This is a genomic window from Butyrivibrio sp. ob235 (assembly GCF_900109475.1).
Taxonomy (GTDB): domain Bacteria; phylum Bacillota; class Clostridia; order Lachnospirales; family Lachnospiraceae; genus Butyrivibrio.
Map to the genome: position 1 here is coordinate 325,082 of NZ_FOBE01000002.1, position 25,842 is coordinate 350,923.

Below are 25,842 nucleotides of genomic sequence, written 5' to 3' on the forward strand. Positions count from 1 at the left end.
CTGCATACAATAGGGAGTGACTTCATATTATGAAATGCTATCAATGTGGGGCGGAGCTCACTGAGCACGATTTCTGCCCGAACTGTGGTGCAGCTGTAAAAGTTTACAAAAGGATCATGTCGCTTTCCAACCGCTATTATAACGATGGTTTGGAGAGAGCGGAGATTCGTGATCTTTCGGGAGCCATTGAATCACTGCATCAGAGTCTTAAATTGAATAAGAGTAATATTCAGGCCAGAAACCTTTTGGGACTGGTCTATTATGAGTGTGGTGAAGTTGTTGCTGCTCTGAGCGAATGGGTAATAAGTAAAAACCTTAAGCCGGAGGACAACGCAGCGGACGATTACATGGATCTTGTTAGAAATGATCCGTCCAGATTGGAGACTTTCAACCAGACTATTAAAAAGTTCAATATTGCACTTAATCACTGTCATCAGGACAGACTTGACATGGCTATAATCCAGCTTAAAAAGGTTTTGTCGATGAATCCCGGATTTATCAGAGCACACCTTTTACTTGCTCTTTTATATCTGAACAATGGCAATTATGCCAAGGCCAAGACTGAAGCTCAAAAGAGCTTGAAGCTTGATACGGGCAATGTTATGGCAGCCAGATATCTTAAGGAAGCTGAGGCAATGATGGATCCTCAGGAAGCCAAGTCGGGAGAGGAAAAAGCAAAGGTTAAGGGTGATATTATCCGTTATCAGAGCGGTAACGAAACAATAATCCAGCCTGTTCGCACCAATGTATTTACAAGGAGCGGATCAATCTGGGGAATAGTGCTAGGCGTTGTTCTTGGTATGGCGGCGGCATATTATCTGATATTACCTGCCAGAATTCAGTCCATGAACGCGAGCTTCAGAGAGCAGATTTCTGCTATAAGCGAGGAATCCGATTCCAAATCAGCCAAGATGGGTGAATACGAACAGCAGATAGCATCCCTCACTACTGAGCTTGAGGAATTGAAAACTGAAGTTGATTCCTACAAAGAGACGGAGACAACCGGCTCTGCACCTAACGATCTTATGGCTGCGGTTTCAGCATATCTTTCAAATCCGGAGGATATGGATACTATCGAAACTCAGATGCAGGGAGTTGATCTTAACAACATGGAAGGAGCACCTTCCGCGCAGTTTACAGCGCTCTACAATTCCTTTATGGTTCTTGTGGGTAGTGAACTTTCGAAGAGAAGTTACAATACAGGATACGAGGCATACAGAAATGGTGACTTTGAAACAGCCATCAGCCTGTTATCCAAGGCATTCCAGTATGATAACACCAATGTCGATGCACTCTATAATTTGGGAAATGCCTACTATGAAAGCGGCGACACTGACAATGCAAAGGTTGTATACGACCAGGTTGTGAATGATTTCTCGGATACACGTAGCGCAAGCTCCGCCGAGACCAAGTTAGCAGAGATTAATAATGCTTCAGATTAACCCTAATATTATTAATTTTTCGGATTTATCTTTTATATTTAGATTTCTTCCGATTTTTCTACTTGCATATTATGTATTACCGGCAAGGCTGCGTCCACTGATTCTACTGGTGGGCAGTCTTGCATTTTATGCAATTGGAGACCCCATGAGCATGGTGGTCTTTGCAGCTGCAATCGTGGTAAACATCTTATTCTCATATAAATGTCATAAGAAAAGTAAGTTATTTCTTTTCCTCATTATCGCGTCTGATGTAATACTTCTTCTTGCTTTCAAGTTCCTTGTAAGCTATGGGAATATACAGACGCTTCCGCTCGGAATCAGCTTCTTTACATTCAAAATGGTCAGCTATCAGGCAGATCTATATAAGGGAAAAATACGTGAATGTCCCGGGATTATTGCGGTAGCAGCATATTTTGCAATGTTCCCGCAGGTTATGTCCGGCCCTATCATGAGATATTCCGATTTTGAAAAAAATAAGATTTTATCGGGCACAGAAGATGAATTTATGGCTTTTAAATTCAGAAAACGTCTGCATCTTGATAAGATTGAAGAGGGACTTATGTTCTTCACACTTGGCTTTGCCATGAAAGCACTTCTCGCTGATTATCTCGCCATGATGTGGAATGAGATAGGTACAATCGGCTATGAGAGTATTTCAACACCTCTCGCCTGGGTAGGAGTGGTATGTTACTCCATGAATCTTTACTTTGATTTCTGGGGATATTCACTTATGGCTGCCGGAATCGGTGTGATGCTGGGATTTCCGTTTGTGCGTAATTTCGATCATCCCTATTCGTCAAAAGGAGTAGGCGAATTTTACAGAAGATGGCATATGACACTTGGCTCATGGTTCAGGGATTATATCTACTTCCCTATGGGTGGCAGCAAAAAGGGTAAGTTTTTAACAATAAGAAACCTCTTTGTTGTGTGGCTTCTCACCGGACTCTGGCATGGTGTTACAGTTAACTTCCTGGTATGGGCAGGTCTGCTTTTGATAATGATCATATTCGAGAAGTTTGTCTGGACTTTTAATAAAAAGCTTCTCTCAGTGATCGGCAGAGTCCATGTACTAATAATGGTGCCGATAACCTGGGTTATATTTGCCCTTCCTGTTAAGGAGGATTTGTTTAATTATCTGGGAAGAATGATTCCTGTTTCCGGAAGCGGAATTGCGGTAAATCCCGGAGACCTCGTAAAACTCCTGTCGATGTACTGGCCGTTTTTCGTGGGAGGTTTCATATTCCTTATTCCGGCTGTTTACGATTATTTTGAAAAACACAGAAAAGACTTACACATAAAGGTAGTAATGCTTCTTCTGTTTTGGATATGTGCGGCTTTCGTATCAACAAAGGCCGGCAATCCGTTTTTGTATTTCTCATTTTAAGAGAAGAGCTACATTGGAGCATTTATGAAAAAATTTGGCAGGCACTTCCTGTCCGTAGGCATTCTTGTTGTGGCACTGTTTTTTACTGCGGATGCCGCACTTGGACAGAAGAGTGTGTATGATGAAACTGAATATAATGCTGCAGATGCACCGCTCCTTAGCTTCCCGCTTCGAAAAATAATGAACGGGGAGAGGCCTTATCTTGTATCTCTAATTCAGGCAAAATTCTTTGGAATCCCGATGCCTTTGGATGATACAATAGATAACGGTGATGAGGAGGACTTTGCTTCCGGATTATCGGATGAGAATACGGGGGCAGATGCGAATCCTGAAGAACAGGTGGCGGAAGCATCCGATGAAGCTGCAGCGCCGGAAGTTAGTGACGGGGATGCAGCAGTAAGCGACGGCAATGCAGCAGTAAGCGACGGCAATGCAGCAGTAAGCGACGGCAATGCAGCAGTAAGTGATGGAGATGCAGCGGCTGTTAGCGACGGCGATGCTGCAGTAAGTGATGGCAATGCAGCGCCTGCGGCTGCAGAAGACAACACAGTACCTCCGGAACCTCAGGAAGCTACTGCCCCGGAACACATAAATTATGTCGAGACAGCTGTTCCCGATTCCTATTTTGATGATGCACTTTTCATTGGTGATTCAAGAACCGTGGGACTGTCTGAATATTGTCCGGAGCTGGATGAGCGTGCTACCTTCTATGCTAAAGTATCACTGACTATCTACGGCTTTAACAAGAAGCCCTTCGTGACAGCCAGGGTCGTACCGCCTGAAGGATATGAGGGCTCCGAAGAAGACCTTCCTACAGAGAAGGTTACGGTGGAGGAAGCTCTTACAAGGAAGCAATTTGCCAAGATTTATATAATGCTCGGCTTAAACGAGCTCGGAAGTGGAACTGCTGAGAGTTTTGCTGCCGATTACGGCGCAGTTGTTTCAAGAATAAGAGAACTTCAGCCTGACGCGATCATTTATATTCAGGGAATAATGCATGTAACTCATAAAAAGAGTGAAAGCGACAGAGTTTTCAAAAACTCGACAATAAATGCAAGAAATGAGGCACTTTCCACGCTGGCTGACGGCGAGCATGTATTTTACATAGACATGAACAGTGCTACGGATGATGAGCACGGTGCGCTTGGACAAGATCTTTCATTTGATAACGTACATTTGAAAGCAAAATCTTACGCATTATGGTATGATTATTTGAAAAAACATGCTTATGTAAATGAGAATGATCTTCCGCAGATTCAGCAGGGACTTCAGCAGGAAAATCCGGAGCAGGCAGCAGAACAGCCTGCAGAACAACCACAGGAGGCACAACCGGAAGCTCCGGCACAGTAAGGAAGACAGATTATGGTAAGAGAAATGGTTTTTAAAATGGAACGCCCCGGGCTGTTGAAGGAGGGGGATGAGATTACCGTTACTGAGGGTGAACTCCCCAGTAATGTGTATTATACGATAGATCCTTCACTGGCCATGTCAGCTAATTATCCCTTCAGAGAGAGGATGAGCGAGCGCAAGGGAGTGGTTCTTAAGGTAGAGGAAAACGACCGCGGTTTCTATGTTACAGCCGCGTTCGATTCTGATAAACAATAAAAAATGCACTTTTTAACGGAGGAGAAAAGTATGGAATACGTATCAACAGACAAGGCACCGGCAGCAATCGGACCTTATTCACAGGCAATCAAGGCAGGGGATTTTCTTTATGCTTCAGGTCAGATCCCGATCAATCCCGCAACAGGCGGAATCGAGGGAAGTGACATCTCTGAGCAGGCTGACCTTGTGTGCAAAAATATTGGGGAAATCTTAAAGGCAGCAGACACCGATTTTAGTCATGTCGTAAAGACAACCTGCTTTCTTGCAGAGATGTCTGACTTTGCTGCTTTCAATGCTGTATATGAGAAATACTTCACCAGCAAACCCGCAAGAAGCTGCGTAGCAGTAAAGAAACTTCCCAAGGATGTCCTTTGCGAAGTAGAGATCATCGCATATTTAAAATAATCGAATGAGCTGGCAGAACTGCCAGCGGATTAAAGGGATGGAATGATAATGACTGTACGCAGTAACATGACAGCGACAGTGATAGTAATGTTGGGGGCACTGCTTTTTGGCAGCGGATGTGGAAACATAGCGAGCCACAAGAACGTTGATCGTGGACTTGCATATATCGAGAGCCATGAGTATGAAGAGGCAGCTCAGTGCTTTGATGCTGCTGAGAAGGCGGGGGAAAACGCCAGAGTCTTGTACAGGGCAAAAGGACTTTTGGACAAGATCCTCGGAGAATATGATTCTGCAGCTGAGAACTTTTTGAAATCACTTGCAGCCACAAGCGGAATCCCCGGTGATATGGATTTTGACACCAATTACTATCTGGCTGACACTTATATAAAACAGGAAAAATATGATGAGGCCATTAAGGTATATGACGCTATCCTTGCGCTTAGAAAGAAGGACAAGGATGCTTATTACATGCGCGGAATGGCGAGACTTTACATGAGTGATCACGATGGAGCTACTGCCGATTTTAATAAGGCTATGACACTGTCACCTCGCAACTATGACCTCAGAATAATGATATACAAAGCTTTATCAGCTAACGGATTTGAGGAAGAGGGCAGAGAGATTCTCGAAGCCTGCCTCAATAACACTGACCCTAATATGACTAATTATGAAAAGGGACAGATATCCTATTATCTGGGCAATAATGCCGATGCACAGAGCTATCTCGAGCTCGCAAGAAATGAGAGAGATGCGCAGAAAGCACCGGTGGTTTTGCTGCTTGGACAGACAGGAGAAAAGCAGGGAGACTACAACTATGCCATAAGCGTTTATAAGACATTTTTGGCAGAGGATCCCGATCACCCTGATATTTATAATCAGCTTGGACTGTGTCAGACATATGTTGGGGATTATGACAGTGCAGTGAATTCATTTGAAGCCGGTCTTGCGCTTGGTAACAACGAATACAGCAGGGCGCTTCTCATGAATGAGATAACTGCCTATGAGTATGCCGGCAATTATGCGCAGGCAAAAACTTTAATGGAAAAATACAGGAAGGCGTATCCGGATGACAAGGATGCGGAGAGAGAGGAGATTTTCCTTTCGTCAAGGTAATTAGTATTGGGTAATAATAAATATAGAAATTTGGATAGCAGTTATTATATCAGGAGAAAACCCAAGAAGAAAAGAATACACACACCGGTAATTATCGGTGTTGCGGCGACTCTGATATTGATAACTGTTATTTCTGTGATTTTTTTAGTGTTACATAAGGATAAAACGACGGAGGATGCTGCGGATTTATCTACAATTCAGGAGGAAATTTCGCAGGAGGAGGTAGCTCCGGAACAGCCACAGGAAGTAGCGCCGGAGACTGAGCCTGAACCCGAGCCTGATGTAGAGGTTAAAGAGCTCTCCCCGGAGGTTGCGAGCTTTGCACCGGGTTACACCGTCAATACCACGGATTCGACCGCTGATATAGTAAGCGAAGAAGTGATTAGTGAAAATGCGGTCCTTATAGATGTGGACAAGGCAGAGGTTGTTGCGAAAAGAGCAGCCGATGTAAGGATATGTCCCGCATCCATGACCAAAATACTCACAATTCTGGTGGCAGCAGAGCATGTAGAAAATCTTGATGACACCTACACCATTACAAGGGACATCACGGATTTCACCTTTTCAAATGACTGCAGTATTGTGGGCTTCGATGTGGATGAAACCGTTACCGTGAGAGACCTGATGTACGGTACGATTCTTCCTTCAGGTGCGGATGCAGGTCTTGCGCTTGCAAATTATGTTGCGGGTTCTCATGAAGCTTTTGTGGATATGATGAATGCAAAACTGGATGAGCTTGGGCTTTCCGGCTCTGCGCATTTCACCAACTGTGTCGGAATCTATGATGAGGATCATTACTGTACTCTTACGGATATGGCGATGATAATGAAGGCCGCTGTGGAAAATGACCTGGCGAGAGAAATCCTGTCAGCCCATAAGTACACAACTTCCGCAACTGAGCAGCATCCAGAGGGCATAACAATATCCAACTGGTTCCTCAGAAGGATCGAGGATAAGGATACGGGCGGCAATGTAATGTGCGCGAAAACCGGCTTCGTTAATCAGTCCGGCTGCTGCGCAGCAAGCTATACTGTTTCAAACAGCGGCGGTCACTACATATGCGTATCCGCAAACGCCTGGAGCTCCTGGCGCTGCATCTACGACCAGGTGGAGATATATACTAAATATATGAAATAAAAATATGGTGCCTTTAATTTAGAATCACGGCTTTTCTGAAAACACATTTGTTTTCGGAAAAGCCCTTTTTATGTAAAAAGCTGCTTGATATACAATCATAATAGTGATATTATGTGCTTTGTGGGTGTTTAAATATGATTTTAAATTTCTTCTTGAGGGAACAATGCGTAAAATAAATTTACATATTCTAAAATTCTGTTTTCTTTTTTCTGCATTATTATTTTCAAGTGGAATACTCCACGCTCAAGCAGAAGAGATAGATCCATTAAAATACATAGATGAATCTTATATTGAGCGAAGGGACTGGAATGTCAAAACACAGAGCGGCATTGAAAACATTGTCAGTAAAGTAAATCCTGCCTGGAGTGACGAAGAAAAGGCACTTTTTGTTCATGACTATCTGATTGAATCAGCTCAATATGACTATGATGCATATGAGAACGGATATATAGGTCATGCGCAGGCATATACTGCATATGGCATTATAGTCTTGAAAAAGGGTGTATGCTCGGGATATGCTGATGCATATGCACAAGTGATGAACAGACTTGGGATAGAATGCAAAAAGGTTAGTAGCAAAATTCTAAATCATGCCTGGAACATGATAAAGATAAAAGGCAAGTGGTACTATGTTGATTGCACCTGGGATGACCCTGGAAGAGGGGACAGCGGAAAATGTTTTCATGATGATTTTATGGTCAGCAGAGATGCACTTTATAACGGAACGATAGGAAGCGGACATAAATCTACTGATTGGATGTGTGAGGGGAAGAATGTCTATGCGAATGATAAGACATCTAAAGATCATGATAACTGGTATTGGAAATATGTCGATAAGCCAATTACCTATACAAGCGCCGGCTGGATGTATCAGAAAAGTGATGGAGTATACATCCACCAATATCCAAGTAATACGGATACCAAAGTAAGTTCATTTGCAGGTCTTGATCTGTCAGGAAATGCATGGGCGTTTAGCTATGGGGATTATCAGCTTGTAGCGAATAAATATAATGTCATCCTCAGGGATAGAAAAGGTAGTACAATCAGGATTTTTTCTGTGTCGAAGGAGATTGGAAATACAGCCTATATATCAGGTTTAAGTCGTAAAGACGGAAAGATAATTCTCAATATCTATAGTACAGGTGGGAGCAGTATAACATCCACCCTTGATTGGACGGACTTATTTGAAGAAAAAAATACAGACAGTACTTTGCCTACAGGGCAGATAAATGCATTTATCGGCTGTTATATGGTATCTGCGGATAAAGACAGAATCTATCTTATGGATGAACATGGGATTCATAAGGAAACCTTCTATCTTGATTCGGATATAAAAAGTACCAGATACATACATGATATAGCTGTTGTAAATGGCGCAGTTAAATATACCACCTGGCTCAGAACTCCGACCGGAAGCGGTAGTGACACGCAGGTGAGAAAACCGGTTTCATACTTATATGATGGATGGCAGAAAAAGTTTTTCTCCGGTTCTTGCGGAGATAATGTTACCTGGTCATATGTAAACGGAAAACTTACTATATCTGGAACCGGGGAAATGGACCATTATGAATACTTAAAAACACCTTGGAGTTTTTTATCGGAGTATTTCATAACAGAGGTTTCAATAGAGGAAGGGGTGACTTCGGCTACAGATGACATATTAGTCCATACGTATAAACTTAAAGACTTATATATACCATCGACAATAAATAAAGTTGATAGTGATGCACTTTATGGTCTGGGTGGGAACGCAACAATTCACTATAATGGTACAAAGAAGTCTTTTAAGGCACTTTTAGGGAATTCTTGGAAAAAGTATGACGACAAGTATAAAATTGAATATTCAAAGGTAAATATCACCTACGTGACAAGAACCGATGAAGGAACAATCTCGGTAGAAAGTGCTTTTGGTAAGATCCCGGCAAAGCCGGCTAATCCCGTGAAGAAGTATTATGAATTCAAGGGATGGTACACCGATACGTCATGTACACAAAGCTATACTTTTAATACGGCGCTTTCGGAGGATACCACTCTCTACGCAAAGTGGGAGGATCCCGATAAGCTTGAAACTGATCATGCTTTTGGTAATCTCAATTGGAATATCAAAAATGGCGTTCTTGCTATAAGCGGAAGCGGAGCTATGCCTGATGCAACAAACCCTGCTGTTGTTCCATGGTATGCATATAAAGATAGATATACCAAAGTAGTGATTAATAGCGGGGTCAGTACGTTATGTTCTTATGCATTTTACAATACAGAGAAACTAACGGATATAACCATACCATACTCAATAAATGATGCTAAACAGAATTCATTTAGAAAAATGGGCGCGGATACGACCATTCATTTCCAAGGAACGAAATCGCAGCTCAAATCAAAAGTTGAGAATGCTTGGGATGCTATAAGTGCATGTAATATTTCTTGCACAAAAGTAGCGGTGAAACGTATCTCTGATGGCAAAATAGAACCAACCACATATTTGGATAAATACGCTGTCTATAAGAAGCCATCGGCGGATCCTACCCGCGTAGGATACAGATTTGACGGATGGTATACATCAGAAGCTTTCACTGAAGAATTTGACTTTAGTAAGAAAATTACAGATGATACCAACATCTATGCAAAGTGGACCAAAGTATTCGATCTTGCTGAAGAACACGCTTTTGGAACAACTACGTGGAAAATAGTATCGGGAACTCTTACGATTGCAGGTAGCGGAGATATGCCGCAGGCAAGTGCACCCGGTGATATTCCGTGGCAGGAGTACAAAGATAAGTTTACAAAAGTTGAAATTAAAAACGGAGTAAGCTCAATAAGTGCATATGCTTTTTCAGATGCTATCGGCCTTGCGGAGATAACTATACCTATGTCTGTGCAAAAGGTTTGCACAAATGCATTCAGGGGACTGAATAATTCAACTACTATAAAGTATATATTCACTAAGAGCCAGCTTAAAGAGAATACAAGTGATGACTGGGATAACATAAGCAGATGCAATATAGACTGTAAGATGGTCCAGGTTGAGTTTGTTTCTTTTGGAAAGGTTGTAGGAAATAACTATCTTGGTAAGAACATGACAGTGTCTCCTTGCTCTGTTTCAATGCGCGCAGGATATACATTTGATGGATGGTATACTTCCGAAGAATACACACAAAAGTTTGACTTTAATACTAAGATTTCGGATGACACATTTATCTATGCAAAATGGATTCCTTTGGCGCCTGCGGAAGAGTCTGGCTCCAAAGACGATAAAGGTGATGATAAGCCTACTGACACTCAGAGCGGTGAAGGTTCGCAACAGACACAGCCCACCGATTCTCAGGGCAATGAAGGTACGCAGCAGACACAGCCCACCGATTCTCAGGGTGGTGAAGGCACGCAGCAGACACAGCCTGTGAAATTAAGCGACGAGCATCCATATGGAAATGTTACCTGGAAGATTGAGAACGATAAGCTGACAATAAGCGGAAAAGGTGATATGCCTGAAGAAAACAGGTATGAGGATGTTCCGTGGTATGAATACAGAAATCATATTTTGACAATTGAGATTGAAGAGGGAATCACTTCAATAAGCAATTATCTTTTGTATGATCCGATGTATAGCTGTACTATCTATCTTCCGCAGTCGATAACAAAAATACAGCCCCGAGCATTAAAAAAACAAACGAACTGTAATTATTTTATTATTTATTCAGGCGCAAAGGCTGATCTGAAAAAAATGATGAGTGACGAGGACTGGAAGTATTTTTGTGATAATTGCAGCTGCAGCAAGATAAAGGTGGACTACATCTCAGACAACGCGGTCTTGAAGACTGAATATTTTGAGAGTGGCAGCATTGCTGAAGAACCTACAATAGCGCAGAGGGCTGGATATACATTTAATGGCTGGTACAGGCTTATAAGAGGTGACATGTTAATGCAGTATACCTTTGACTATCCTTTGTATGAGGATACATGCCTATATGCCGAATGGACGGCTGTAAGTGCTTCCGGAAGCGAGAGTACTAATCCATATAGCGAACAGGGCTATGGATATCAGTATGATGATTATCAGTACGATGAAGGATATGAGAGCACCTATTCCTATGAGTATGTACCGTCATCATCTTATGAGAATCCTTCGGAGACTACTTCCGGGAAGAGTAAAACTGCTACCGGTAGTGCAGACGATTCCGATATGCAAGAAGATGAGATTCATGAGATCCCTGCCAATGCATACAAGAACAGAACGAATCTCAAGAGCTTCACAATAGGCGCGGAGATTGAAAAAATCGGATCGTCAGCCTTTAGCGGATGCAAAAATCTTAAGAAGATTACAATTAAAGCCAAAAACCTTAAATCTATCGGCAAAAACAGCTTTAAGGGAATAAAGAAAGGCGCAAAAATTACCATCATTTGTAAGGACAAGAAAACTTTCAGTAAACTGGTAAAACAGATTAAGAAAGCCGGCGCCAAGAAAGCTATCTTCAAATTTAAAAAAGGCTGAGAATAAGAAAGAGACTGTGAAGAAATGATTTTCATTTTTCACAGTCTCCTTATTTTTATATATAGCAATCTGCATTGCGCTGTTACTTCACAATCACCTTGAGTTTACAGGTTCTCATAGTTCCGAGTTTATCTTTTACTGTAATTATAATTTCACATTCGCCTTTCTTCTTTGGGATGATGACGCTGCTATGTTTTGCTATTTTTGCAATCGATTTATTGCTGGATCTGTAGCTTATATCTTTAATAGAGGAATTATATGGACGAATTGCAAAATCTGTATAACAATTATATTTTTTGCCCCTCTTTAATGTGAGCTTTTTCTTCGAAGCCTTTACACTCTTGAGTTTAATGGGATTGCTCTGCACTGTGACTTCGCATGTGGCTTTTGCACCGCCATCAGTTGTCACGGTTATTGTGCATTTTCCTTTTGCTTTTCCTTTCAAGAGACCGGATTGAGTTACAGTAGCAATTTTCTTGTTGCTTGTCTCCCAAGATACATTTTTTGCATCAGTTTTATAGCTGATGAGAATTTGGTCGCCTTTTGCTATTTTTATTTTCTTATGAACTAGAGTTATGCTTTGGGATACCGAAGTAGGAAGGCTTTCCTTTGCTTGATCTTCAGTCATTCCAATATATCTGTGGGATGTTCCTGATGCCATCATCTCAGTGTAGGTTGTGTCGGAATCAGGTGCCCCATCCTTATTGTCATCCAGATAATATTTATAATTTGCATAGAACACAATCTGAGTATACAGATTTTTAGGGGAATCTATTGTAGTAAGATTAGGTGTCTCATAGAATATGTACGAGGCATTTGTAATATTCGCTGCATTGAAATTACTAAGATCCAATGTCTTAAGCGAATTACATTTACGGAACATGTTTTCTACGTTTGTCACATTTGCAGTATCAACATTTCCTATAGTTACTGTAGCAAGAGATGTACAATCATAAAACATGCCTGACATATTATTTACTTTAGCTGTGTTTAATGGACTAAAGTCAAATGATGTTAATGAATGGCAAGAGTAAAACATATTACAAAATGATGTTGCATTAGAAGTGTCAAAGGTGCTCAAATTAACGGAGGCCAGTGATGTGCAACCGGAAAACATTGCGGTAAAATCTTTAACTTTTTGCGCTCTAAAATTTTGGCCAAAAGTGATTTTTTCAAGCGATGAGCATCTATTAAACATATATTTCATTTCTTCGCAGTTACTTGTATCAAAACTGCTTAAATCCACACTTTTTAGTGAATCACATCCCCAAAACATGGACCCCATTTCTTTGATATTGGAAGTATTTATACCACTTAAATTAACAGATTCCAGGGATGTACAGCCGTTCAACATTGCTTGCATTGAAGTTGCATGGGTTGCATCAATGAAACTAAGATCAAGGGTTTTCAAGTTTTCGCATCCAAAGAAAGTACCTCTGAAATTCCCTGAACCAACAGTTTCTGTTACATTACGACCAACCAGACTGGTATCAAGGTCGTTAAATGTTACACTGGTAAGATTTGTGCATCCTTGAAATAGGTTGTTCATGCTGGCAGCTTTGCATCCGGACGCGAAAGTAACTTTGGTTATATTCTCATTATTTTCAAATACGTTAAAGTAAATAACTGTAGTATATTCAACGTTTTCCTTTATGGCTTTGCTTGGAACAGACACAACGGAATCATTTCCGGTATACCGACGAATATACAAATAATGATTCGTATCATCATAATCCTGATCAGTTACTGAGTATTCATTTTGCCATGTGGTATCCTGTGCCTTTGCGATTTGTTTATTTACACAAAATAGGCATAGAAAGCAAAAACAAAAAATGAAGTTTCTAATTAGTTTTCTTGTAGAATCCATGGTCACCCTCCTCATAAGCTAATCATGTTAATTCTTTTTCAGAATGCATACATACAAGAATAGTGTACGCTATTCACTGGGGGTAATTGTGTAAATATTCTATAAACAATTAATAAAATATCTTAAGCCTGATCTGCTCAAACATTGCAGAATTTGGTGAATTAGGGACCTTGGAAAAACTGAGTACGATGGAAATATAGATGATACCGGCTACCCCCCAAATATGTCCCGGAGGATGTACAACAAGTCCATAGAGCGTTGTCATAACCCGGGACGTATTCTACGACTTAAGTTAAATCATCTATATTTCCATCGCCATCATTGTCGAAGCCGATATTCTGCATGTTGACGGTGCGGCGGCGAAGGCGGGCGCGCTCGGATTCCTGATTGATGAAATCCTTGATCTCGCGGCCGTGCTTGATGTTCTTCATCACGATCGTCTTGTCGGTTACATCGGAGGTGAAGAGCGTGATGGTGGAAAGTCCTGCCAGGCGCTGGAAAAATGAACGCGATAATTCTACGTCAGTGATCTTGTACATGAAACAATCATCTTCCTTGATGCTCAGAAAACCTGAAATGATTGTCATCTCGTTGTCATAAACCTCATATCGTTTAAAAGGCCACGGGATACCGAAAAGAAGAAGCCTTCCGTACTCCTTGTACTGAAGTTCGCCTTTTGCTGTAAGTGAAGCCTCATTCTGTGCGGGATTAGATATCTTTGCCATTACAAATCTCCTTGTCTTTAAGTTTTTATGCTTGAAAAAATAGTTGATGTAAACTTCATGGATATTTATACTTTTATTGATAGTATTTTATCACAAATACTATGCAATTTTGGGGGATTCATCTTATTTTTATTTCAAAATAAAACAATATGGAATATGACAGCGTTTGATTCAGAAAGGTGCAGGATGGAACGCTTTTTGTCGGAGGGAGCAAGTCATGCTGGTTAATCAGGGGGCTTATGATGCCATAAGCAAAATATACGAAACCTTTGCGGTTACTTCAAAAAGTAGATATGTCTACGTCTATGATATCGAAAACAACATGGCCAGGTGGTCCGAAAATGCGGTGAATTACTTCGGCCTGCCGGGTGAGTTTGTCTACAAAGCAGATCAGGTCTGGGAGGCCCATATTCATCCTGAGGACAGGGCCACCTACAGGGAGCATCTTCACACCGCCTTCGAGGGCAATCGCGTCAATCCAAGCTTTGAATATCGTGCCAGGAACAAGAGTGGCGAGTATGTCGCATGTTCGTGCAGGGGAGTAGTTATCAAGGATTATTCGGGAAAAGCCGCTTTTTATGCGTGTTCCCTTATGAATAAGGGTATTGTTGACAATACCGATCCTATCACCGGCCTTTCCAACCATTACGAGATGTTCAACTACATGCACCGCCTGGAATTCGACGGCGTCAATTATATCCTGCTCCTTGTGAACGTGATTGATTTTGGTGACATAAACAGGCTGTATGGCTACATGTTTGGAAACCGAATGCTGAAATCCATGGCTGATTATCTCCAGAAAGAGGCTGGGGAAAAAGCGCATATATACAGAGGTGACGGAACAATTCTCGGACTTTGCACAGTTCACATGACACTGGAGGAGGTGAAGAACCTCTATCAGCAGATGCGCCAGCATGTAAGGCAGAACATGAAGGTTGGAACCACCAAGGTCTCCGCAGAGCTTGGCGGTGGGGTCATCGTTGTCGACGAGTCAGGGATAGATGTGCATGCTGTCTACACCAGTGCTAAATATGCTCTTGCCCATTCCAAGACTGAGAAACACGGAAATCTTATCATTTTTCATAATAATGAGCTCGAGTACAACAAGAGCACAATAGAGCTTGTGGGAGCGGTGAGAGAGAGCGTTATCGACCACTGCAAGGGATTCTATCTTAATTATCAGCCGATCCTGGCCAAGAATGACGGTAAGCTCGCGGGAGCGGAGGTTCTGCTTCGCTGGAACAGACAGCCTTACGGGGATGTGGCACCTAGTGAATTTGTGCCGTGGCTTGAACAGGACAGCACTTTTTATAAGCTGGGAATATGGATCCTCGATAAAGCGATGAAGGACGGACTGGCGATTTTGAAGGACCATCCTGAGTTCTACCTGAGCATCAATCTTGCGTACGTGCAGCTGGAACGAAGTGAGTTTCGAACATCGATTGTGGAACTCCTTAAGGGCAACAGATATCCCGGAACAGCGCTGTGCATCGAGCTCTCCAACGTTACCAGCAATATCAACTTCGATTATCTGAAGAGTCAGGTAATCTTCCTTAAGTCCTGCGGCATAAGGATTGCTCTTGATGTGACAGATTTTTCCACACTGGATCTGGCCACGAGGCTTCCTATCAACATAATAAAACTGGCGCCGGAGATAACCGAAAATATCAGCAAGAGTCCGCTTAGCCGCTACATGGCTGAGGCTATAACCGGTTTTGCCGCAAATATGAACATGAGCGTATGCGCCACCGGAGTAGGCGACGCTGATACGGAGCTTAGACTTTTCAAGTACCCCGTGGACCACTATCAGGGATACTACTATTCCAGACCGGTCAGCTTCGAGGAGTTCAAAAAGCTTCCGATATATAAGACAAATCAATAACTGCCTTCCCCTCGGGGAATTATAAACTCCATCTGATATTAAAATAAACATTTTATAAAAACCGCTTTTCCAAAGGCAAAAAAAGCTATAATTACTATGTATAAGTGCTCGTGAAAGGTGGATACAAATGTAAATAATGTTTACCTACATTAAGCCTGAGTTCATGATTCATGCATTTACTAAGCAGCGGGATACAACTTTGAAAGACCGCAGTATTTGTGTTGCCCGCTTAGGCGATCTGGCGGTAAACATGTCCCTTATCGATGAGAATTCCTTTGCACTTTCACTTGAAAATGTGAAGGACGGAGCGCAATATTCCGGCAGAGCTTTTAATATAAAAAAGTCAGCCGCGGAAGATATTGTGCCGATTGTTGAGGATCTTTTCCGAAAGATGCAGCTTCTTAACGATCAGGAGGTATTCAGTAAGCGTGAGCATGTTTGGAAGATGTATGCGATGGACTGGCTTGAAAACCAGGGCATATCCTTCGACGATTACATCGACAGCAGGATGTCACATCTGACTAAGGATGAGGGATTCCACTGGAAGGGACTGGAGGAATATTTATCCAGCGATTATCTCAATGTTGTGGATACTATGAGAATCATTGAAAAGTATTCACAGTCAGAGGAAGAGAAAAAGGAATACATCGATTTTGTTGCCAGGGATATTGTCGAGCTTCGAAGGCACTACTCACTTGCGGCGATGCAGGAAAAGTTCGACGAACACAATGCGAGATTTGCGAACAGAAAAATGTTCGCTTTCGGAATAGAAGTAGAGGCTGATTCGAGAGATGAAGCCAGGGAGAAACTTAAGAAGATAATAGGAGAGGAAAAGGAGACGTTTGTTATAAGAGGATAATTGTTACGGATTGTTCTAATGGGGTAAGTGCTATGAAGAAATTATTTAGAAATCTTGGAGCGTTGATGTTTGCTTTCGTTCTCGCGATCACGCTGGTGTCCATACCGGCGAAGGCAGCGACTACAAAGCAGTCGAATACGTCTATCAAGGAAAATCAGATGAATATCACAGTCGGGACTGACGAGGAAGGTAATACTACCGTAACCTACGGCAAGTACACTTTTACCCGCAAGTACAACGGCTGGTACATACCTGCTGCGTATATCTACAGCGGCAGTGATCTTGCCAATTTCCTTGATAAGGCTGTAAGACGCACGAGGAGAACCAGCGTAAGATGTGACGGATTTCTTTTTATAAAGGTATCCGGAGGCTGGTACAGGCATGAGCTTCATATAAATGACGGAAGGACGCTGGCCACTATTTTTAATAAGGCCGCAGGAATCACAAGCACCTACGATCCAAATAATCTGAACTCAGATGATGCAAACAGTACAAATGGCACAAATGGTACAAACAATAATACAAGTACCAATAATGGCAGAAACTGAGTATAAATTGAAAACAGGACATTAAGTGTTGTGAACAAGACTTGTTTATAGTAGTATAGAAAAGCATGTTAAAAGAATGTCTCTGGGCATTCTTTTTTCATTAAAACAAGTTGAAAGAGGTTATCGATGTCAAATTCCAAAGAAAATAAGATGGGCGTTTTGCCCGTTAAAAGGCTTATTGTTTCAATGTCACTGCCGATGATGGCGTCTATGCTTGTGCAGGCGCTCTACAACGTGGTGGACAGTATTTTCGTAGCACAGATCAATGAAAATGCACTCACTGCCGTGACCCTGGCATTTCCGCTTCAGAATCTGATGATTGCACTCGGCGCAGGTACCGGCGTAGGTATGAATGCCCTTTTATCAAGATCACTTGGTGAGAAAAATTTCGACAGGGCAGACAGAGCAGCCAACACCACGCTTATGCTGACCTTCATAAATTATTTTGTATTCTTTATGATCGGAATATTTGCTGTAAAGCCGTTCCTCATGACACAGACTGATAATGAGGTGATTGCAGGCTACGGTGTTTCATATCTTAGCATCATCTGCTGCTGTTCAATCGGAGTATTCTGCCAGATGACCTTTGAGAGAATGCTTCAGTCAACAGGACGTACACTCTTCAGTATGTATTCGCAGATGTCCGGCGCTATTATCAACATTATCATGGATCCCATCCTGATCTTCGGTATGTTCGGTGCACCTAAAATGGGAGTTGCCGGTGCAGCTCTTGCAACGGTTTTCGGACAGGTTGTAGGTTCTTGTATCGGACTTTACTGTAACCTTAAGCTTAATCCAGATGTAAATCTCAGGATTCCGCTTATTCTCAGTCCCAAGGCAGACATAGTTAAGGAAATCTACTACGTTGGTGTTCCTTCGATTCTGATGATGTCCATAGGTTCGCTCATGACCTATGCCATGAATCTTATACTTATTGCATTTTCAACAACTGCAACTGCTGTGTTTGGTGTATATTTCAAGCTCCAGAGCTTCTTCTTCATGCCGGTATTCGGCCTGAACAACGGACTTATTCCTGTTCTTGCCTATAACCTCGGGGCAAAGAGGAAAGACAGAATCAATGAGGCTCTGAAGTTCTCGATTGCATTGGCAGCTACTATCATGATAATCGGAACCATAACCTTCCAGATTATCCCGGACAGACTACTCGGCCTGTTCAATGCTTCCTATGACATGATAAGTATCGGAAAACCGGCGCTTCGTGTTATCAGCCTGAGCTTCCCCATCGCCGGTGTCTGCATCGCACTTGGTTCGGTATTCCAGGCATTTTCGGAGAGTATCTATTCGCTGGCTGTTTCAATAGGTCGTCAGCTTGTAGTACTTATCCCCGCCGCCTGGCTCCTCGCTCAGACAGGCAACGTCAATGCTGTATGGTGGGCATTCCCCATCGCCGAGATTGCTTCACTCATTCTTTCGGGCTTCTTCTTTAAGAGAGTCTACGGCAGAAGAATTGCAGAGATTGAGGAAGGGTAATTCATTTTTGATTATTACCATGAAAATGGAGATTTCATTAAAATCAAGGTGAGTTATTTTCGGAATATACCCAGAAATATTGATTTTCTTAAATATCAAGGTATTAATAAGCTACATATTTACCAAGAAAAAGAAGAAAATCAAAATATCAAGGTAATCTGGTAAAGTAACCTTACCAAGAATAATAAGATTTTGCTGAAATCAAGGTAAATATCACTTTGAGAAGTACCCAGATAATTATCTTTTAAATTTTATCTTGGTAATTTTTTTGCAAAGCGATCAAGTCCACACAATATAATATGTATGTAAATTTAGACAGCCGCGATCCATATAAGGATTGCGGCTGTTTATACTTTTAGGTAATTATAATGTTTCATTAAAAAAATATTAAACATTGTCACTAGATAAAATAATAATATAGGCAAATGATATAATGATTCGTAATTAGAAAAAGCAAGTATATAGAACATATTCTTATGTTTGTGAGCCTCTGAACTTGGTATAGGCGATAATATCCCGCTGGGCATCTTTGTTCAATTTGGAAAAATAGTAGAGAAGCTGCTTTTCATTAGCGCTAAATTTTGCAAGGCGTTTTGAAGAACCATATGAAGTAAGCTCAGCTTCTTCTAGAGTCCGAGCAGTCATTTCAGGTGCATCATAATATATTTCATTATCGAGAGGGATGCATAATTTAAGAAGTTCATCGGTGGTAAGGCCATAAAAATTGGTAATTCTATAAAGCATAGTTGAACTTGGCCTACGTTTACCACTTTCATACTGCTGATATGTCGGCTGCTTAACTTCAATGTTGGAGGCAATATAATCCTGAGTATAGCCATGAGTAATGCGTAACTCTTTTAGTTTTTTGCCAATCTGATTATTGGTGTTCTCCATTAAGTCTGCCTCCCTTTTTGATAGTATATTCGAAATTGGAGGGCGAAACATATATGTATGTCTATATAAATATAGGCACATGTGATTATATGAGCCTTTAATAACATCAAGCAGCTAAGAAGACATGATGATATGTATGATTCAGAATGTAGGAAAAAAATTATAAAAAATTATGGTACATGGATATGCTAAGGAGGTATGACAAGTGAAATATGGATTTATTATAGCGATATTATTAGCAGGTATCTGTTTATCAGGGTGTGGGAGCACAATTGCCGGTGAAACGATTATTGAAGAATCTGAGACACCAACGACAGCTGTAGCCGAGATAGATGATATTGACTCGGAAGAACTCTCCCCAAGCTTTCTATGGGGATATGATGGCTATGTAGATGAAGCTATGGGATACTCTTACCGAGAAGATTTTGTTGATAAAGACTATGACGGGGATGGAAAGACGGACAGGCTTTACAGAATAAGTGATTCGGATAATGACAAAGCGAAGTACAAGATTGAGTTTGGAAATGGCAATTCTCTTGAAACGCCGAGCTGTCATATAACAGGTTTCCCACATGTACAGACAGGTGATTTGGATAAGGATGATGAGGAAGAAATACTTTTCACGGTCACTTTTGATGCATACAGTGATCCATATGTTTCTTGTGAGATATGGCTTTTTGATTTAAATGATGAGACAAATGAGTATCGGGAAATAGATTTGCCACTGACAGCAGGAGAGTATGGAGGAAAAGGACTAACAATAGATTATGAGGCACCGGTTAAGTCTTCTATAGGTTTTACAGTTAAGGAGAATAATTACAAAGCTGTTACTGAAGTGCCCGAAGAAGTAATAGATAACTGTTGGGAACAAGATGCTGTGACCGAAGTAAGACCGGTCTGGTATGCTGTAATCTCAGATACGACGCAAGGTGATGAGCTTTATTGCGAAATCGCTCTTATTCCACGATTTGGTACTTTCCTGGGATTTAATTTTGAGTATCAAAATAGTGAATATGTAATAGAGAATATGAATTATATTGAGGAATCTGTTTCCGGATTTGAATTCTAAATTGTTAAGAAAACTTACTGCCAATGATTTATGTAGCGCATTTAAAGCTAAAAATCTTGGCAGTTTTTTTATTTATAATATTATTTTTAGAAAATCTTATAAAAATCTATGCTTACAGTTATTGATTGATTAAATAGCCATTGATATAATTTTTATTGTATATAACAAATGCCTATATTGATATATACTAGAGCCACATTTGTGGATATGAAGAGGGGGTTCCATGAAAAGTAAAAATCAGTTACTCGGTATGTGTATAAGCATGCTGTTACCTTGTCTATGCATGTTATGCATGTTTTCAATTAACGCAAAAGCTTCCGCCACTCCGGTAAACTATGTAGTTATCAATAATCCCGCTGAAATAGATACAAATATAAATAAAGATGTGGGAATGATTTATCATGATCTTAGTGGTGAATATATATATTCCATTACGATAACTGAGCGAGGATGGTTAATTCTGGATGATAATTACAGTATTTATACCAGTACTAATCATGGTCATACACTCAAACTGTATGGAAACGCGTCATTTACTAATGAAATCCCATATATAGATTATAAATACTATGCTAATGGGCATATTCAGCCAAGATTCTACTTAGATCCGGGTACCTATTATTTATATATAAATCAGTCATATCAAACGGCATCGGCTTTTTTATTCTTTTTGCCAAATACCAAGGTGATTAACCATAATTTGGTAAAAGATCCGTCAGGAGCAAAGTATACAGACACAGTTTCATTTATGCCTAAAATCGGAATAACGCATATGGTCAGTCAAACGGTTGCACCTGCTAATATTCAGGATTACTCGACATGGAAAGATGCGACAAGCAATGCAACTGATGTATACGAAATAACTGCAAATGGTGAATATACTATAAAAGCCGAGTTCAGTGATACTGACTGGAAACTGTTCCCAGTAATGTATTCGTTTTCTGTTTATGATATTGTCCCATCTAAGGATGAAGATGAAAAAATAGATGACAGCATATCAGTACCCAAGATATCCAAGCTTATTAAAGGGAATAAGGCATTTACAATAAAGTGGAATAAGGTCTCAGACGTCGAGGGATATCAGGTTCAATATTCAACATCAAGGAAATTTACTTCAGCTAAAACAAAAACATATAAGGCTTCCAAAAGCAGCGCGAAAATAAATAAGCTGAAGAAAAATAAAAAGTATTATGTCCGAATTAGGTGTTTCAAAACGATAGATGGGAACAAGGTGTATTCGGAATGGAGCAATAGAAAGAGTGTTAAGACAAAAAAGTAGTTTTTCGATGTAGAAAGGGGACAAACTTATGAGAGCAAAAGTTAAAACAAAAAAAGTGATCTGTAATATTACAGGTTTGCTACTGACATTAGTGTTGCTTTTTTGTATGAATTTGGCCGCATTTGCTGAATCAGGGACAGATATAGCAAAAGAGGCTTTTGATGTAACTGGCAGTGGATCCAAAACGTATACTACTAACTATGATTCATTGTGGATTCATTTGTCTGCCAGTAGTGCGGGGATAAGTGAATTTTATGTTACTGTTACAGGAATATCCGCTGGTTCAGGGAATGATGCTGCAGAACTGACGACAATGGCATATAATGTTCCGGAAGCCAATGCAGAGACTTTTGCTTCATATAATTATAGTACGCCAGGAGAAAAGAAGAGCATTGACGCTAAGTTTCTTACAGCAGGAGAAACGGCAATTCTCTATGTTGGCAAGCCTAAAGCAGATAAGGGCAATAATGCAACTATGACGATAACAATTGAACCCAAAAGTTTTGAGGCAGTTTCAGGTGAAGTAAGGGCTCTTGGTGATAAAGAGGATTTTTCGCTTACTATGACTCCCGGAGAATTATATTGGCCGGTAAATATTTCGAAACCAACAAAAATGTCTTTCGAGTATAAGACCGGAGTATCATTTTGTGATAGCAGTAAAAATGAATTTATTAATTCTGTTTTATATTTAGCGCCTGGTGAGTATTTTGTAAAAACAAAAAATGATACAAAAAACGTTGTGCAGAGGCAAATAAAATATACTACACAACAAATTGATAAAGAATTATGGGATAAGAATACATCAAGGAAAAACGCAAAAAGCATAACAATTAAAAAGAAGATAAATGGTGTAATAGCGAGTGACTCGAAAAAAGAACAGAAACGTTTCTTTAAGATAAAATTGAAAAAAAGAACAAAGATTACATTTACAAATTATGAACCAACAGCGGACTTTTCATTCCATATTTGGGATAAAAAAGGGAAAACACTCAAATTTGGTGATGGAACGTTAGGTGGTGGAGGAATTGTAAAAAAGACAGGCAAAGTAAAGTTTATTTTTTTTGATAAGAATTTTTCTAAGAGTACAAAGAAAAAGAGTTATTACCTAAAGCGAGGAACATACTACCTGGAGTTGGATGGCGAGGGAGAGTATTCATTTAAAGTGGGATAATAATTAAAACTGTTATATAATAGATATGGAATTGAATTCAAGATAGAAAGAATTATCTATGAACTCAAGCTTATCGTGACAAACAAGCAGCAGAGTAGAATCGCATACGATTTTGTCTGCTGCTTGCTTTCTATAAAAAAGTATGAAAAAAATCAAAAGGGGGATTCAGAAAATGAGAAAAATACTATTTTCGTTGACTTTGTCTTTGTCTATTTTCACTATTATTGGAATTGGAGCTAAAGCCGCCGGAACCAATATGGATAATGCAACACCTATAAAGCTTAACGATACCTTTAGTGGGACACTGGCGCCCGGAGCAACAGATTTTTATAAATTTGAGCTTCCAACTTCCGGTAAAGTGACATTCACCCATAAAAAGGAAGCAGATTATTCCGGTTCATATACATTCACTGAAATAATTAACACGGATGGACATAACAGTACAGGAACGTTTTGGTCAGATCCGTATGATAGTAACAGAGGGTATATATACGGGACAGATTATACATACCTAAGTAAAGGTGTATATTATCTTAAGACAAGTCATACTTCGGGAAATTATTCCTACAATGTTGTTTTTGAGAGTACAGGAGAGACATTTACCGAATCAGAATCAGCACCACTTGAGTATATGGATAATGCACCGACAATCAGTCTTGGCGAAACTATAACCGGACAACTTGGCGGGTTTGATAATCAGGATTTCTTCAAATTTACTCTTCCCAGATCATCTACGATAACGATCAATCATACAAAGAATATGGAACATTATAATAATGTGCAATTCTATCTTCTGGATGCTGATGGGAGTAGTATAGATTATTTGGGAAATGATAGTGATTACCCGGATACTGAATACTTTAAGGGAACGTATGAAAAAAATCTTTCCGCAGGAACATATTTCATAAAAATTGTCAGAGGTAATAAGGGTGGAAAGTATACCTTTTCAGTAAATGAGAAGCCGGTAGAAATATCCAGAGCAACTATAAAGAGTGTTAAGAGGAATGGAAAAAAGACAACTGTAAAGATTAAGAAGGTTACAGAAGCAACAGGCTACGAAGTTGTATATTCACTTTCAAAGAGTTTCCCTGCAGGAAAGACAAAAGTAGTAAATACATCGAAAACCTCAGTTGTTCTGAAAAAGCTAAAGAAAAATAAGCCTTATTATGTGAAAGTCAGGGCATACAAAATAGAAAGCGGATATAAGTATTACGGAGATTATAGCTCAGTCAAAAAAATAAAGAAAAAATAGATCATGATATTTTTTGAATTATTATTTTAGTATCTTGTATTGCTCGGCTTAGGAGGACGAAATATGAGGAAACACATTTTATCATTTGCGATTGTGTTCATGATTGCTTTTGGTATGAATATAGTGACTGTACACGCCGAGAAAACAGGATTTTATGGCTACTATTATAGCGATGGCTACACATGCTGCGATTTTAAAGGAACCGGTATAGAAAAAGTTGTAGAAATACCGTCAGATGTTACCCAACTACATATTTTTATGTTCTTCTGGGAAAGATCATTGGAAAAAATCATTGTTCCGTCCAATGTGAAGGTGGTAAAGGCTCGTTGCTTTTATGGTTGTGAGAACCTTAAGTATATTGTTTTTAAAGGCGATGTAGAGATAGAGGAAAATGCGATAGTACTATGCAAAAATTTAAAAGCAATATCAGCACCGATGAACAGTGGGGCATATAGGTATGCAAAAGAGCATGGAATTAGAGTAGTAACATCACCAGAACCATGTTTTGAAAAGGGGAAAGTATACTGCTTAAAAGGTGATAAAGTATATCAAGATGTAGTAAATAATATAGATGATATTACATGGTCGAGTAGCAATTCAAAAGTTGCGGAAGTGGGTAATGATGGTACCGTTAAAGTCAAAAAGGCCGGTAAGGCAAAAATTGCAGCAACAGTAGCTGGTACGACGGTTTCTTACACTATTGTTGCTTATGCTAGGACAGAAGAGAATAGGATAAAACAAGCTAAAAAGGAAGAAATATCCAACGGCAAAACAACTATACAGAAATTAAAAAATACCCATGACTGGATGATAAGAAATATTTCTTATGACCATAAAGCTCGAAACAAAATAAGAAACAATGAATGTTGTCCTTCGGAATCTAATACAACCAGAAGTGCCTTGTTGAAAAATAAAGCTATGTGCCTGGGGTATGCAAGGACATATAAGAAAATTCTGGATAATCTAAAGGTGCCATGCATAATAGTTTCAGGACGTGTAGGCTATGAGGGGCATGCCTGGAATATGGTTAAGCTCAATGGTAAATGGTATAACGTTGATGTTACCTGGGATGACCCGGATCGCAATAATGATCAGGGACAGCTATGGATTGAATATAAGTATTTTCTTAAGTCAACAGCTTATATGTCACAGTATCGGAATCAATATTTTGCTTATAAGAACTATCCCAGATGTACTAGCACAAAGTATGATTTGGTGACTAAATTTTGAATA

The 25,842-nt window shown here is 40.2% G+C and carries 20 protein-coding genes; 17 read left to right on the plus strand and 3 right to left on the minus strand.

Features of this window, described 5'->3' with window-relative positions; genetic code table 11:
- Positions 1 to 29 precede the first annotated feature (29 nt).
- The 8 genes from BMW61_RS03885 to BMW61_RS22260 all read left to right on the plus strand — a co-directional run bounded on the left by BMW61_RS03885 (position 30) and on the right by BMW61_RS22260 (position 11,572).
- Positions 30 to 1,442, plus strand: a complete 1,413-nt coding sequence (locus BMW61_RS03885) for a tetratricopeptide repeat protein (RefSeq protein WP_091819909.1) — start codon at positions 30 to 32, stop codon at positions 1,440 to 1,442.
- Positions 1,429 to 2,826, plus strand: a complete 1,398-nt coding sequence (locus BMW61_RS03890) for an MBOAT family O-acyltransferase (protein ID WP_091819910.1) — start codon at positions 1,429 to 1,431, stop codon at positions 2,824 to 2,826. The genes BMW61_RS03885 and BMW61_RS03890 overlap by 14 nt, the downstream gene beginning before the upstream one ends.
- 24 nt (positions 2,827 to 2,850) lie before the next feature.
- Positions 2,851 to 4,176, plus strand: a complete 1,326-nt coding sequence (locus BMW61_RS03895) for a GDSL-type esterase/lipase family protein (RefSeq protein WP_091819912.1) — start codon at positions 2,851 to 2,853, stop codon at positions 4,174 to 4,176.
- Between the two features lie 12 nt (positions 4,177 to 4,188).
- On the plus strand, positions 4,189 to 4,431 hold the full coding sequence (locus tag BMW61_RS03900) for a hypothetical protein (RefSeq protein WP_022762485.1): 243 nt from the start codon (positions 4,189 to 4,191) through the stop codon (positions 4,429 to 4,431).
- Between the two features lie 30 nt (positions 4,432 to 4,461).
- On the plus strand, positions 4,462 to 4,836 hold the full coding sequence (locus tag BMW61_RS03905) for a RidA family protein (protein WP_022762484.1): 375 nt from the start codon (positions 4,462 to 4,464) through the stop codon (positions 4,834 to 4,836).
- Between the two features lie 48 nt (positions 4,837 to 4,884).
- Entirely contained in the window at positions 4,885 to 5,949 is a 1,065-nt protein-coding gene (locus BMW61_RS03910; protein ID WP_175475090.1) for a tetratricopeptide repeat protein, read from the plus strand.
- A gap of 6 nt (positions 5,950 to 5,955) precedes the next feature.
- Positions 5,956 to 7,086: a D-alanyl-D-alanine carboxypeptidase family protein gene (locus BMW61_RS03915; RefSeq protein ID WP_091819915.1), complete on the plus strand. Its 1,131-nt coding sequence runs from the start codon at positions 5,956 to 5,958 to the stop codon at positions 7,084 to 7,086.
- A gap of 163 nt (positions 7,087 to 7,249) precedes the next feature.
- Positions 7,250 to 11,572, plus strand: coding sequence for an InlB B-repeat-containing protein (locus BMW61_RS22260; RefSeq protein ID WP_091819916.1), 4,323 nt, complete (start codon positions 7,250 to 7,252; stop codon positions 11,570 to 11,572).
- Between the two features lie 82 nt (positions 11,573 to 11,654).
- Here the strand turns inward: BMW61_RS22260 and BMW61_RS03925 are convergent, their stop codons facing one another.
- Positions 11,655 to 13,439 carry a BspA family leucine-rich repeat surface protein gene (locus tag BMW61_RS03925; RefSeq protein WP_175475091.1) on the minus strand — a complete coding sequence of 595 codons (1,785 nt, stop codon included), beginning with the start codon at positions 13,437 to 13,439 and terminating at the stop codon, positions 11,655 to 11,657.
- 287 nt (positions 13,440 to 13,726) lie between these two features.
- Positions 13,727 to 14,164: a PH domain-containing protein gene (locus tag BMW61_RS03930; protein ID WP_022762481.1), complete on the minus strand. Its 438-nt coding sequence runs from the start codon at positions 14,162 to 14,164 to the stop codon at positions 13,727 to 13,729.
- Positions 14,165 to 14,381: 217 nt separating this feature from the next.
- On the opposite strand from BMW61_RS03930, the gene BMW61_RS03935 reads away from it, so the two are divergent.
- The 4 genes from BMW61_RS03935 (at position 14,382) to BMW61_RS03950 (ending at position 18,944) form a co-directional block, all read left to right on the plus strand.
- Positions 14,382 to 16,046: a sensor domain-containing phosphodiesterase gene (locus BMW61_RS03935; RefSeq protein WP_022762480.1), complete on the plus strand. Its 1,665-nt coding sequence runs from the start codon at positions 14,382 to 14,384 to the stop codon at positions 16,044 to 16,046.
- 136 nt (positions 16,047 to 16,182) lie between these two features.
- Positions 16,183 to 16,905, plus strand: coding sequence for a hypothetical protein (locus BMW61_RS03940; RefSeq protein ID WP_022762479.1), 723 nt, complete (start codon positions 16,183 to 16,185; stop codon positions 16,903 to 16,905).
- A 32-nt stretch (positions 16,906 to 16,937) separates the two neighbouring features.
- Positions 16,938 to 17,453 carry a hypothetical protein gene (locus BMW61_RS03945; RefSeq protein WP_022762478.1) on the plus strand — a complete coding sequence of 172 codons (516 nt, stop codon included), beginning with the start codon at positions 16,938 to 16,940 and terminating at the stop codon, positions 17,451 to 17,453.
- Positions 17,454 to 17,579: 126 nt separating this feature from the next.
- The gene (locus BMW61_RS03950; protein WP_242876606.1) at positions 17,580 to 18,944 is read left to right on the plus strand and encodes an MATE family efflux transporter; all 1,365 of its coding nucleotides are present in this window, start codon (positions 17,580 to 17,582) and stop codon (positions 18,942 to 18,944) included.
- A 474-nt stretch (positions 18,945 to 19,418) separates the two neighbouring features.
- On the opposite strand, the gene BMW61_RS03955 is transcribed toward BMW61_RS03950, so the two are convergent.
- On the minus strand, positions 19,419 to 19,838 hold the full coding sequence (locus BMW61_RS03955; RefSeq protein WP_175475092.1) for a helix-turn-helix domain-containing protein: 420 nt from the start codon (positions 19,836 to 19,838) through the stop codon (positions 19,419 to 19,421).
- Positions 19,839 to 20,043: 205 nt separating this feature from the next.
- On the opposite strand from BMW61_RS03955, the gene BMW61_RS03960 reads away from it, so the two are divergent.
- The 5 genes from BMW61_RS03960 to BMW61_RS03980 all read left to right on the plus strand — a co-directional run bounded on the left by BMW61_RS03960 (position 20,044) and on the right by BMW61_RS03980 (position 25,839).
- Entirely contained in the window at positions 20,044 to 20,907 is an 864-nt protein-coding gene (locus tag BMW61_RS03960) for a hypothetical protein (RefSeq protein ID WP_091819921.1), read from the plus strand.
- Positions 20,908 to 21,130: 223 nt separating this feature from the next.
- On the plus strand, positions 21,131 to 22,186 hold the full coding sequence (locus BMW61_RS03965; protein WP_091819923.1) for a fibronectin type III domain-containing protein: 1,056 nt from the start codon (positions 21,131 to 21,133) through the stop codon (positions 22,184 to 22,186).
- Between the two features lie 28 nt (positions 22,187 to 22,214).
- Positions 22,215 to 23,357 carry a hypothetical protein gene (locus tag BMW61_RS03970; RefSeq protein ID WP_091819925.1) on the plus strand — a complete coding sequence of 381 codons (1,143 nt, stop codon included), beginning with the start codon at positions 22,215 to 22,217 and terminating at the stop codon, positions 23,355 to 23,357.
- Between the two features lie 172 nt (positions 23,358 to 23,529).
- Positions 23,530 to 24,609 carry a pre-peptidase C-terminal domain-containing protein gene (locus tag BMW61_RS03975; RefSeq protein ID WP_091819927.1) on the plus strand — a complete coding sequence of 360 codons (1,080 nt, stop codon included), beginning with the start codon at positions 23,530 to 23,532 and terminating at the stop codon, positions 24,607 to 24,609.
- A 63-nt stretch (positions 24,610 to 24,672) separates the two neighbouring features.
- Entirely contained in the window at positions 24,673 to 25,839 is a 1,167-nt protein-coding gene (locus tag BMW61_RS03980) for a leucine-rich repeat protein (RefSeq protein ID WP_091819929.1), read from the plus strand.
- The last annotated feature ends 3 nt before the right edge of the window (positions 25,840 to 25,842 follow it).